At 65.5% G+C, this 12,138-nt stretch carries 12 protein-coding genes; 9 read left to right on the top strand and 3 right to left on the bottom strand.

Going from position 1 to position 12,138, the window contains the following annotated elements:
* Positions 1 to 8: 8 nt before the first annotated feature.
* The 3 genes from JEY66_RS31660 to JEY66_RS31670 form a co-directional block, all read right to left on the bottom strand.
* Complete coding sequence (locus JEY66_RS31660) at positions 9 to 1,034, bottom strand: ABC transporter substrate-binding protein (RefSeq protein ID WP_240537040.1); 1,026 nt, start codon at positions 1,032 to 1,034, stop codon at positions 9 to 11.
* A 23-nt stretch (positions 1,035 to 1,057) separates the two neighbouring features.
* On the bottom strand, positions 1,058 to 2,833 hold the full coding sequence (locus JEY66_RS31665) for an ABC transporter permease (protein WP_248887569.1): 1,776 nt from the start codon (positions 2,831 to 2,833) through the stop codon (positions 1,058 to 1,060).
* A gap of 523 nt (positions 2,834 to 3,356) precedes the next feature.
* Positions 3,357 to 3,719: a darcynin family protein gene (locus tag JEY66_RS31670; RefSeq protein ID WP_016846500.1), complete on the bottom strand. Its 363-nt coding sequence runs from the start codon at positions 3,717 to 3,719 to the stop codon at positions 3,357 to 3,359.
* Between the two features lie 76 nt (positions 3,720 to 3,795).
* Between JEY66_RS31670 and JEY66_RS31675 the strand changes: the two genes are divergently transcribed.
* The 9 genes from JEY66_RS31675 to soxA all read left to right on the top strand — a co-directional run bounded on the left by JEY66_RS31675 (position 3,796) and on the right by soxA (position 12,058).
* A complete protein-coding gene (locus JEY66_RS31675; protein ID WP_016846499.1) occupies positions 3,796 to 4,419 on the top strand; it encodes a TetR/AcrR family transcriptional regulator in 624 nt (207 codons plus the stop codon).
* Between the two features lie 100 nt (positions 4,420 to 4,519).
* Positions 4,520 to 5,923: an MFS transporter gene (locus tag JEY66_RS31680; protein WP_016846498.1), complete on the top strand. Its 1,404-nt coding sequence runs from the start codon at positions 4,520 to 4,522 to the stop codon at positions 5,921 to 5,923.
* 153 nt (positions 5,924 to 6,076) lie between these two features.
* The gene (locus tag JEY66_RS31685) at positions 6,077 to 6,526 is read left to right on the top strand and encodes a (2Fe-2S)-binding protein (RefSeq protein WP_016846497.1); all 450 of its coding nucleotides are present in this window, start codon (positions 6,077 to 6,079) and stop codon (positions 6,524 to 6,526) included.
* 10 nt (positions 6,527 to 6,536) lie between these two features.
* The gene (locus tag JEY66_RS31690) at positions 6,537 to 8,723 is read left to right on the top strand and encodes a xanthine dehydrogenase family protein molybdopterin-binding subunit (RefSeq protein ID WP_018270452.1); all 2,187 of its coding nucleotides are present in this window, start codon (positions 6,537 to 6,539) and stop codon (positions 8,721 to 8,723) included.
* Positions 8,724 to 8,781: 58 nt separating this feature from the next.
* The gene (locus JEY66_RS31695) at positions 8,782 to 10,053 is read left to right on the top strand and encodes an NAD(P)/FAD-dependent oxidoreductase (RefSeq protein ID WP_018270451.1); all 1,272 of its coding nucleotides are present in this window, start codon (positions 8,782 to 8,784) and stop codon (positions 10,051 to 10,053) included.
* Positions 10,054 to 10,066: 13 nt separating this feature from the next.
* On the top strand, positions 10,067 to 10,495 hold the full coding sequence (gene soxX / locus JEY66_RS31700) for a sulfur oxidation c-type cytochrome SoxX (protein WP_016842440.1): 429 nt from the start codon (positions 10,067 to 10,069) through the stop codon (positions 10,493 to 10,495).
* Positions 10,496 to 10,503: 8 nt separating this feature from the next.
* A complete protein-coding gene (locus JEY66_RS31705; RefSeq protein ID WP_016842441.1) occupies positions 10,504 to 10,968 on the top strand; it encodes a SoxY-related AACIE arm protein in 465 nt (154 codons plus the stop codon).
* Positions 10,968 to 11,288: a thiosulfate oxidation carrier complex protein SoxZ gene (soxZ, locus tag JEY66_RS31710; RefSeq protein ID WP_016842442.1), complete on the top strand. Its 321-nt coding sequence runs from the start codon at positions 10,968 to 10,970 to the stop codon at positions 11,286 to 11,288. Before JEY66_RS31705 ends, soxZ begins: the two co-directional genes overlap by 1 nt.
* Entirely contained in the window at positions 11,285 to 12,058 is a 774-nt protein-coding gene (gene soxA / locus JEY66_RS31715; protein ID WP_016842443.1) for a sulfur oxidation c-type cytochrome SoxA, read from the top strand. The genes soxZ and soxA overlap by 4 nt, the downstream gene beginning before the upstream one ends.
* The last annotated feature ends 80 nt before the right edge of the window (positions 12,059 to 12,138 follow it).

Raw genomic sequence — 12,138 nt, forward strand, 5'->3', positions numbered from 1 at the left:
CCATCAGCCTATTGCCGGTAGCCAAACGTCTTGTCCCAGTCCGCGACCCACGCCGCATGCAGCTTCACATACTCGTCGAACTTCGGATACCAGAGCTTGACCACCTTTGGATCGAACCCCTCCGGATATGCCGGCGGCGCCTTCAGGGATGTGAGGTTGCCGAGCTCCTTGATCATGAAGGTCTGTCCTTCCTTGGACAGGCACCAGTTCAGGAACAGCTTTGCTGCGTTGGGGTGAGCCGCCGTCTTCGGAATCCCGGTCGCGTAGGGATTGACCGGAGCACCTTCAGGCGGAAAGAAGATCTCGATCGGCGCGCCGTCCTTCTTCTTTTGGTAGATCACGTTGTAGAGCAGCGGCGCGATCGCGATCTCGCCGCGCACCAGCGCATCGGCCGTCGGCGCGCCGGAGGGATACAGCACCGGATGGGTCGCCGCCTGCCTGGCCCAGTAGTCCTCGCCGAGCACCTGGCGCTCGAACATGATCCGCGTCCAGGTGGTGCCGCCGGACTGCGCGAACACCTGCCCGATCAACTTGTCATATTGCGGCTTGGTCAGGTCCATCCAGGATTTCGGCGGGTCCTTCACCAGCTCGGTGTTGTAGGCGATCGACCAGGCGATCGTCGCGCGCGGCCAGTATTTCGGCGAGATCAGCGCGTGCGGATCGTAATCGGCCGCGTTCGGCGGCGCGTAATCCTGGAACAGGTCTTCCAGCGGCTGCATCAGCGCGCGGTCGGAATGGTCGACGACATCGGCGATCAGCTTGCCGGCCGCGGCCTCCGTCTTGACGCGGGTGATCAGCTGGCCGCCGGGCGCGCGGACCATCTCGACCTTGATCTCGGGAAAGCGCTTGTTGAAGGCCTTGATCACCTGCTGCTCGATCTCGGCGAAGTTCGCGGTGTAAAAGACGAGCTTGCCTTCGGACTTGGCCGCCGCGATCAACTCCGCCGAGCCGAACTCCTGCGCCTGTGCAGCAGGCACCAATGCAAGCGCCGCCACGCTTGCCAAGGCCAGTGTGGTGAAGGTTCGTCTATCCATCGCAATCCTCCCCTTGTTCGTTGTTATCCGGTCCGCGCTACGTTGCCCTGCGCTGATCCGCGCGACAGCCAGTTGGCGCCGCCGATCAGGACACCGAGCAGCAGCGTCTGCACCAGGCTGAAGGCCGCGGTCTTGCCGATATTGCCGCCCTCGTAATAGTCGAGCAGCAGCACCGACATCACCATGGTGTTGCTGGTGTAGAGGAACAGCGACGAGCCGAGCTCGCGGATCGCCAGCACGAACAGCAGCGTCATCGACGCCAGCACGCCCGGCCGCGCCAGCGGCAAAACGATCGTCCTGATGGTGCCGAGCACGCCCTTGCCGCAGACCCAGGCGGCCTCCTCGAGCTCGCGGTGGATTTGCAGGAACGAGGTCGACAGCGCCTTCACGGTGTCCGGCATGAAGCGCGCAATGAAGGCCAGCGCGAGAATCCAGATCGTGCCGTAGAGCCCGCCCGGCACGCCGATCCAGGCCCAGAGATAGGCGACGCCCACCACCAGCCCGGGGATCGCGACCGGCAGGGTCGAGATCAGGTCGATGGCGCCGCGCCCGCTGACGCGGGTGCGATGGATGGTGTAGCCGATCGCAAAGGCGAGCGCGCCGCCGACCACAGCCGTGATGACGCCGACCTCGACCGCATTGTAGATCGACCGCATCGTCAACGGATTGTCGAAGATGCTCTCGAAATGCGTCAGCGAATATTGCCGCATGTCGAACAGGCTCGCGACGTCGCGGATGAACATGAACTTGCGGAACGCCGCGACGATCAGCGCCAGCGACGGCAGCACCACGACGATGAGGAGGTAGACGATCCCGATCGCGAAGGTGAGCCAGCGCCACGGCCCGAGATCGAGGCTGCGCGGCCGGAACGCCTTGCCCGCGACGGTGGTATAGCTGCGCCCGCTCAGCAATTTCTGCTGCAGATAGACCAGCAGCCCCGTGACCACCATCAGGATGATCGCGACCGCCGCCGCGGTGTTGTAGAGCGGCGGCGACCAGTTGGTGAGCTTGAAGATGTAGGTGGTGAGCACGCTCAGGTTGGTCGGCGCCCCGAGCACGGCCGGGATGCCGTAGATGCCGAGCATCACGATGAACGACAGCAGCATGCCCGAGACGATTGCCGGCATGATCAGCGGGAACGTCACCGTGAACAGGGTCGCGACCGGGCTCGCGCCGGAGATTTCCGCGGCCTCCTCCAGGCTCGGGTCCATGTTGCGCAGCGCCGACGAGGTGAACATGTAGACGTACGGCGCATAGTAGATGCCGAACACGAACACCAGGCCCCACATCGAGTAGAGATCGACGCGCAGGTCGGAGCCCATCCACTTGAACATCGTGTTGATCAAGCCGGTCTTCGGCGAACCGAGAATAGCCCAGGCCACGCCGGCGACCAGCGGCGGCGCGAACAGCGGCAGGATGCTGGCCGCGGCGATGAAGCCCTTGAATGGCGTGTTGGTGCGCACCACGATCCAGGAAAACAGGAGCCCGATCGCGACCGCGATCACCGTGCCGCCGCCGCAAGCAATCAGCGTGTTGAGCAGCGCTTCGGCGACATTCGGATTGGCCAGCACAGCGAGGAAATTGGCGATCGACAAATGGCTCAGGCTGAGACGGATGCCGTCGACCACCGGATTGGTGTCGGTGAGGGCACCGAGCAGCAGCATGAAGACGGGATAGATGACCAGGAAGGTCAGGATCGCCAGCAATGCCGCGACCCAGAGACCGGTGAACGCGCGGCGGCGAGTTCCCTCGCTGGCGCTTCGCATAGCTTCGCTGCGCCGGTCGGCCTGTCCGTGCAATGCGCGTTCCCTCTTGCGGCCCGATCTGACGCCGGGCCTGCTTGTATACCAAGGGTAGTCGATCGCGACTGTGACGCAAGCTATCCGAAAGTCGCTTCGGCGCGATTCTGTGACGCACCGCGGGAACACGAAATCGATTGATCGCGCTCGCACGCTGCATCCACCGCCGTCGTCCCGGCGCAGGCCGGGACCCATACTCCGCAGCGGATGTCTTGAACGGGACTCGTCGTTTCAGCATTGCCCGACAAGCAGCATCGGTGGTTATTGGTCCCGGCCTGCGCCGGGACGAGGATGTGGGTGGGGCGCAATTCGAGATGTCAAAACAGCCACTCGGTGTCATCACCCGCGAAAGCGAAAGCGGGTGATCCAGTATTCCAGAGACGCCAGTGCTTGAGCCGACGGGCCGCGGCGTAATGGATCGCCCGATCGAGCCGGGCGATGACAGATGTGGATGGGAACGCAGTTGCGTCGCCACAGGCTGCCGGAACGCCGGCCCGGAACGATCCGGGCCGGCGTCGGCATTCTAGGCAAGGTAATTGCCTTCGAGCGCCGGCATGATGTCGAGCACTTCGAAGTAATGGTCCCAGAACCTCGTCTCGCGCAGGTGGTCGCAGAACCACGCCCAGGCCGAGAGGTCATCGGTCTCGCAGATCATGACGTCGGTCGCCCTGGTCGAGAAGGCCTCCGGCTCGAACCACCGCACCTTCAGCTCCGGACGGCGCCGGAGCAAAGGAATGACCTCCTCATGCAGGAAGGCGAGGCGCTGCTCGGTCTTCAGATCGAGCCAGTGCCGCGTGGTCTTGACCATGACGAAGATATGAAACCTGTGCGGATCGTCCTCGTGTTCGGGAAGCACGGGGGACGAGGTCGTTTGCAGTGTCACCATTGATCGGTTCTCCTTTCACGGTCATAATGTGAGCAATTGCTCATATTCCACAACTCGCGTTTTGGGAGACGCCCTCATGCCGGCGAAGCGGCGTACAAAAGCCCGGAAACAGCCGCTTCAGCAGCGTTCGCGGGAAACCGTAGCGGTGATTCTGGAAGCGGCGGCTCGCGTTCTGGAGGCGCGCGGGCTCGAGGGCTACAACACCAATGCGGTGGCCGAGCGCGGCGGGATCAGCGTCGGATCGGTGTACCAGTACTTCCCCAACAAGGACGCGCTGACGCTGGCATTGATCGGCAGGTTCGAGGACGCGTTGCTGGCGAAAGTCCGGGATGCGGTCGCGGCATCCGAGGGCAAGAGCCTGACGGCGTCGCTCAACCTGATCGTTCGGGCCCAGTTCGAGGCACATGCCGAGCGGGCCGGGCTCAATCGCATTCTGGAGGCCGAGGAGGATCGGCTGCGCCCGGCGTCATCGGGCGCGTCAGCGGCCGGCGAACTGAAGGAACTGATCGCCGCCCTGCTGGCCCGGCATCGTCGTGAGATCGCAAGGCCAGTCGATCATGACGCCGTCGAGGATTTGATCGTGATCAGCCGCGCCATGGTCGACCACGCGCTTCAAAACGACCTCTCGCAGGCTTCGGCCAGCCGCCGGGTGCTGCGCGCCATCGAGGGATATCTGTTCTGTCCGCGGCGGGACTTTTGACGCTTCCGGCTAGGCCGCTTCGCATACGCATCATGCAATGCCGCGGCTGGGGAACGGGATGCCGGCGTAGTACATGGCGGTCCCGGAGACATTTTCAGGCATGCTCGAGAAGACCCCGACCACCGCGGCAGCGATCACCGACGGACTGCCAGATGGGTTGCCCTGGGAGCGGCGACGCTGGGCGGTGGCCGCGATCTTCACGGCGCTGGCGATGGCCTCGCTCGATACCGCGATCGCCAATATCGCGCTGCCGGCGATCGCGAGCGATCTGCATGTCAGCCCTGCGGAAGTGGTCTGGGTCGTCAACGTCTATCAGATCGCGCTGGTCGCGACGCTGCTGCCGCTCGGCGCGCTCGGCGAGATCGTCGGCCATCAGCGAATCTATCTCGGCGGCCTGCTGCTGTTCACATTGGCGTCACTCGGCTGTGCGCTGGCGTGGTCGCTGCCGAGCCTGCTGGTTGCGCGCACCCTGCAAGGGCTCGGCGCCAGCGGCCTGATGAGCGTCAACACCGCGCTGGTGCGCTTCGTCTATCCGAGCCGGATGCACGGCCGCGGCTTCGGCCACAATGCGCTGGTGGTCGCGACCGCCTTTACGCTGGGGCCGACCATCGCCTCTGGAATCCTCGCGCTCGGCCCATGGCCCTGGCTGTTCGCCGTCAACATTCCCTTCGGCGTCGTCGCGTTGCTGATCGGCATGAAGACGCTGCCGACGACGCCGCGCGCCACCCACGCTTTCGATTTCACCGGCGCAGCGCTGGCCTGCGCCTGTCTCGGCCTCTTCATCATCGGCATCGGCAGCGCCGCGCACAAGGCTGCGCCGGCGCTCGTCATCGCCGAGCTGGTCGGCGCGCTGGTGATCGGCTGGATCCTGACCCGGCGGCATGCCGATCATCCGGCGCCGATGCTGCCGATCGACCTGTTCCGGCGGCCGATCTTCGCGCTGTCCGCCGCGACCGCCGTCTGCTCATTCGCTGTGCAGGGCCTCGCCTTCGTATCGCTGCCGTTCTACTTCGAGGACATATTGCACCGCTCGCAGGTCGAGACCGGCTTCTTCATGACGCCCTGGCCGCTGGTGGTCGCCTTCATGGCGCCGATCGACGGCCGGCTGTCGGACCGCTATCCGGCCGGCATCCTCGGCGGCATCGGCATGCTGCTGCTCGGACTTGGCATGGTGCTGCTCGCGACCCTGCCGGCCGAGCCCAGCGTCGCCAACATCGTCTGGCGCACGATGATCTGCGGCATCGGCTTCGGCTTCTTCCAGACCCCGAACATGAAGGCGATCATGTCGAGCGCGCCGTCGCATCGCAGCGGCAGCGCGAGTGGCATCGTCGCGACCGCGCGGCTGACCGGGCAGACCACCGGCGCCGCCCTCGCCGCGCTCTGCTTCGCGCTGGCCGATCGTGAGGGCGCGACCGTGGCGCTGGCGCTGGGTGCCGGATTTGCCGCGCTCGGCAGCGTCATGAGCTTCCTGCGCCTCGCGGTCGCTTCGCCGCAAAAGTCATGACAGGTATGCGGCGCGCACAGTCCGCGGCCAAACACCACAGCATCAACTTTCTTTCGCGCTGCGAGCGCATTTTCTTGATTTGAACCGTTCCAGTTTCAAGGCCAACATCGCCCCGCAGTCCGGTCGGAGGATCGGACCATTCAGGGGATCGCGATGGCAAACCTCAAAATCAACGGCAAGACAATCACAGTAGACGTCGAGGACGACACGCCACTGTTGTGGGCTATCAGAGAGAACGTCGGACTGACAGGGACCAAATACGGCTGCGGCATCGCCCAATGCGGCGCCTGCACCGTGCATATCGACGGCGTCGCAATGCGCTCCTGCGGCGTCACGGTGAGCGAGGCGGCCGGCAAGGAGATCACCACGATCGAGGGTCTCGCGGCGGGCGGCGTGATGCACAAGGTGCAGCTCGCCTGGATCGCCAGCGACGTGCCGCAATGCGGCTATTGCCAGAGCGGCATGATCATGGCCGTCGCGGCGCTCTTGAAGGACAATCCGAAGCCGACCGACGACGACATCAACGACGCCATCACCAATATCTGCCGCTGCGGCACCTTCCAGCAGGTGCGCGAGGCGATCCATGCTGCCGCGAACGCATAAGGACGCAGCGATGAACCAGCACGTCATGCCAAAACTGAATCGCCGCGCCTTTGTGATCGGCACCGCAACCGCCGGCGCCGGCCTCGCGCTCGGCCTCGATCTGCCGTTCGGCGGCCCCGCCGTGGTGCGCGCAGCCGACGGCGCCCCCGAGGTCAACGCCTGGGTCGTGATCCGGCCCGACGACACCGTGGTGATCCGCATCGCCCGCTCCGAGATGGGCCAGGGCACGCTGACCGGCCTCGCCCAGCTCGTCGCTGAAGAACTGGAATGCGACTGGTCGAAGGTCACGACAGAATATCCGACGCCCGGCCAGAGCGTCGCCCGCAAGCGCGCCTGGGGCGATTTCTCGACCGGTGGCAGCCGCGGCATCCGCACCTCGCAGGACTATGTCCGCAGGGGCGGCGCCACCGCGCGCGTGATGCTGGTCCAGGCGGCAGCCAACGAGTGGAAGGTGCCGGCCTCGGAATGCAAGGCCGCCAACAGCGTCATCACCCACACGGCCTCGGGCAAGACGACGACCTACGGCAAGGTCGCGGAAGCCGCAGCCAAGCTCGAGCCGCCGGCCGACGTCAAGCTGAAGGACCCGAAGGACTGGACTATCGCCGGCAAGGGCCTGAAGCGGCTCGACACATCAGACAAGACCACCGGCAAGATGGTCTACGGCATCGACGTCAAGCTGCCGGGCATGCTGAATGCCGCGATCAAGGATTGCCCGGTGTTCGGCGGCAAGGTGAAGAGCTTTGACGAAGCCAAGATCGCCGGCATGAAGGGCGTCAAGAAGGTGGTGCAGGTCGGCGACAGCGCCGTTGCCGTCGTCGCCGACACCTGGTGGCACGCCAAGACCGCGCTGGATGCGCTGCCGATCGTCTGGGACGAAGGCCCCAACGCCAAGGTCTCCAGCGAGACGATCGCGACATGGCTCGCCGAAGGTCTCGACAATGCGCAGCCGGCCTACATCGGCAACCAGAACGGCGATGCCAAGGCGGCGATCGCTGCTGCTGCCAAGAAGGTCGAGGCGGTCTACAACTATCCTTACCAGAACCACGCCACGATGGAGCCGATGAACGCCACCGTGCTCTACACGCCTGACAAATGCGAGGTGTGGTGCGGCACGCAAAATGGCGAGGCGGCCTTCGCCGCGGCGCTCGAGGCCTCCGGCCTGCCGGCGGAGAAGGTCGACGTGCACAAGCTGATGCTTGGCGGCGGCTTCGGCCGGCGCGGCATGACCGACTATGTGCGGCAGGCGGTGGCGATCGCCAAGCAGATGCCGGGCACGCCGATCAAGCTGTTGTGGTCGCGCGAAGAGGACATGCAGCACGGCAAGTATCACCCGATCACGCAGTGCAAGCTGACCGGCGCGTTCGATGCCGACAACAATTTGGTCGCGCTGCATTACCGGCTGTCGGGCCAATCCATCCTGTTCTCGGTGCGCCCGGAAGCATTGCAGAACGGCATGGACCCCGCCGCGTTCCAGGGCGTCGCGCAAGCCGGCGAGGCCGCGATCGGCTACTCGGTACCGAACCTGCTGGTCGAGCATTCGATGCGCAACCCGCACGTCCCGCCGGGCTTCTGGCGCGGCGTCAACGTCAATCACAACGCGATCTACATGGAATGCTTCATGGACGAGCTGGCGCTATCCGTCGGCCAGGACCCACTCGAATTCCGCCGCAAGCTGATGGGCAAGCACCCCAAGCATCTCGCTGTGCTCAACGCCGTGGCCGAGAAGATCGGCTGGGGCACGCCGGCACCGCAGGGCGTCTATCGCGGCATCGCGCAGGTGATGGGCTATGGCAGCTATGTTGCCGGCGCCGCCGAGATCTCGGTGACCGACGGCAGCAAGATCAAGGTGCATCGCATCGTCGCCTCCACCGACCCCGGCTATGTCGTCAATCCGGCGCAGGTGGAACGGCAGATCGCGGGCTCCTTCGTCTACGGCCTCAGCGCGCTGTTCTACGGCGGCTGCACCGTGAAGGACGGCCGCATCGAGCAGACCAATTTCGACACCTACAACTCGATGCGCATCAACGAGATGCCGAAGGTGGAAGCGGTGATGGTACCGAGCGGCGGGTTCTGGGGCGGCGTCGGCGAGCCGACCATCGGCGTCGCGGCACCGGCGGTGCTGAACGCCTATTTCGCCGCGACGGGCAAGCGCATCCGCAGCTTCCCGCTGCGCAACCAGAACATCAGCTTCGCCTGATCAAACCCGAAGCGGCGGCCGCAACCGGCCGCCGCTTCCTTTTTTCGGATTCTCGTGCATGGCCGTCACGCGTCATCAGACGCGCAGGGATGTGATCCGTGGCGCCGCTGCCGTCGCAGCGGCCGCCCTGGCGCGTCCGGCGCTAGCGCAGGCGGCGCCGCGCATCGCGGTGATCGGCGGCGGCTTCGGCGGCGCGGCCTGCGCGCGGGCGCTGCGGCGGCTCGACACAAAGCTCCAGGTCACGCTGATCGAGCCGAACAGGACTTTCACCGCCTGCCCGTTCAGCAACGAGGTGATCGCGGGTCTGCGCGAGCTTGCCGCGCAGCAATTCACCTATGACAAGGTTGCGGCCGACGGCATCACGGTCGCCGCGCAGGCGGCGACGAAGGTCGATGCCCAGGCGCGCAGCATCGCGCTCGCTGACGGGACAACGCTGTCCTATGACCGGCTGGTGCTGGCCCCCGGCATCGACATGCGCTTCGACGCCCTCTCCGGCTATGACGAGGCGGCGGCCGAAAAGATGCCGCACGCCTGGAAGGCCGGCGAGCAAACCATGCTGCTGCGCAGGCAGCTTGAAGCCATGGACGATGGCGGCCTCGTCGTGATCGCGGTGCCGGCTGCGCCGCTGCGCTGTCCGCCCGCGCCTTACGAGCGCGCCAGCCTGATCGCGCATTATCTGAAGGCGAACAAGCCGAAGTCGAAAATCCTGGTGCTCGACGCCAAGGACAATTACTCGCAGCAGAAGCTGTTCGAGAAGGCCTGGACGGAGCTCTATCCCGGCATGATCGAACGGATTGCGCTGTCGCAGGGCGGACGGGTGACGTCGGTCGATCCGGCGACGAATGAGATCGTCACCGACTTCGGCAACTACACCGCCGCGGTCGCCAATGTGATCCCGCCGCAAAGAGCCGGCCGCATTGCCGACATCGCCGGAGCCGCCGACCACACCGGCTGGTGCCCGATCGATCCCGTTACCTTTGCTTCAAAGCTCGTTCCCAACATCCACGTCATCGGAGATGCCGCGATCGCCGGCGGCATCCCGAAATCCGCCTCCGCCGCGGCGGCCCAAGGCCGCGCCTGCGCGGCCGCGATCGTCAACTCCCTGGCGGGCAAGGCGCCGGAGACGCCGCGGCTCGATGGCGCCTGCTACAACACGGTCGCTCCCGGCTACGCCTTCTCGCTGAAGGGCATCTATCGGCCCAAGGAAGATCAGTACGCCGAGGCCGAGGTCACCACGAGCCCGGTCGACGCGCCGCGCGAGGCGCGCCAGCAAGAAGCTGACCAAGCGTTCGGCTGGTTCAAGAGGATCACGGGAGAGGCCTTTGGCTAGCCTCACCCGCACAATGCTTCTCGCCGCCGGACTGTTCGCCGCCTGCTGGCCCGCAAACGCCGAGGAGCTACGGCCCTACACCGTCGCGGGCGATGCGATTCCAGCCTCGCTGACGGGAACCAAGGGCGATGTCGCGCGCGGCCGCGCGCTGATCGTCGAGCGTTCCTCCACTTGCATCCTCTGTCACAGCGGCCCATTTCCCGAGCAGGCGTTCCAGGGCGACCTTGCGCCAAACCTCGCCGGCAGCGGCAGCCGCTGGTCGGAGGGACAGTTGCGGCTCCGCCTGGTCGATGCGTCGCATCTCAATGCGGCGACGATCATGCCGTCCTACTATCGCGTCGACGGGCTCGCGCGGGTCGGCACCTCATGGCGCGGCAAGCCGATCCTGTCGGCGGAGCAGATCGAGGATATCGTGGCGTATCTGGTCACGCTAAGGAACTAGGACAAGCGATGGCGAATTCCGATAACACCACACGCCGCACATTCCTGACTCTCACTGGCGGCGCCGCCGCGCTGGTGATCGTGCACCCGGCCGACGCAACGCCGGCGATGCTGTCGGCCGCGATCCGCAATGTCGTCGGCGAGGCCAATGTGCATACCGGCAAGGTCAAGCTCGACATCCCGCCGCTGGTCGAGAACGGCAACACGGTGCCGATGACGGTCAGCGTCACGAGCCCGATGACGGCGGACGAGTATGTGAAGAGCATCCATGTCTTCAACGAGAAGAACCCGCAGCCGAACATCGGTAATTTCTATCTCGGACCGCGCGCTGGACGCGCCCAGGTGTCGACCCGCATCCGCCTCGCCGACAGCCAGAAGGTCACCGCCATCGCGCGGCTCTCCGACGACACGTTCTGGTCGGCCACCGCCGACGTCGTGGTGACGCTCGCCGCCTGCACCGAGGAGGCGATCTGATGCCCTCGGCCCTGATCAATGTTCCGGCCCAGGCCAAGCGCGGCAGTATCATCGAGATCAAGACGCTGATGTCGCATATCATGGAGACCGGCTATCGCCACACCGCTTCGGGCAATGTGGTGCCGCGCGACATCATCACGAGCTTCACTTGCCGTTTCAACGGCGAGGAGGTGTTCCGTGCCGATCTTTATCCTGCGATCGCGGCCAATCCGTTCATCACCTTCTTCACCACGGTGACCGAGAGCGGCAAGTTCGAATTCGAGTGGATCGGCGACAAGGGATTTTCGGAGACCGCGCAGGCTTCGATCACGGTCGAATGAGGATTGCGGTCTGCATCGCGCTGCTGACGGCGATGGCGGGCGCGGCCCTCGCGACCGAGATCCCGCTGGTCCAGCGCCGCTCGGGCTACAGTTTCATGAGCCCGGACAGCAAGGTGATGCAGGACGAGGACACCGCCAATCCCGGCATGCTGTCCGTGCTCGACGGCGAGGCGCTGTGGACGCGCAAGGCCGGCACCGCAAACATGGCCTGCGCCGACTGCCACAACGACGCGAGCGCCAGCATGAAGGGTGTCGCGGCGCACTATCCGGCCTTCGACAAGGCGCTGCAAAAGCCGGTCGACCTCGAGGGACGGATCAACCTCTGCCGGACCAACCACCAGCAGGCCTCGCCCTTCGCCTATGAAAGCCGCGAGCTGCTGGCGCTGACCGCCTATGTCGCACGGCAATCGCGCGGCATGCCGATTACGGCCGGCGACGATCCGGAGCTCGCGCCGTTCGTCGAGCATGGCCACGCGTTGTTCATGCAACGGCAGGGCCAGCTCAATCTCGGCTGCACCAACTGCCACGATGATAACTGGGACAAGAAGCTCGCGGGCAGCGCGATCACGCAAGGCCAGCCGACCGGCTATCCGCTGTACCGGCTGGAATGGCAGGCGCTCGGATCGCTGCAGCGGCGGCTGCGCGCGTGCATCACCGGCATCCGCGCGCAGGCTTATGATTATGGTTCGCCCGAGCTGGTCGAGCTCGAGCTCTATCTGATGACGCGGGCGCGCGGCATGCCGGTCGAGACGCCGGCGGTCAGGCCCTAGCGCCAACCCTCATGGTGAGGAGCGCGAAAGCGTCTCGAACCATGAGGCCCCAGTCGGGCCTCGCCCTTCGAGACGCTTGC

The sequence above is a fragment of the Bradyrhizobium elkanii USDA 76 genome (assembly GCF_023278185.1).
In the GTDB taxonomy this organism is placed as follows: Bacteria; Pseudomonadota; Alphaproteobacteria; order Rhizobiales; family Xanthobacteraceae; genus Bradyrhizobium; species Bradyrhizobium elkanii.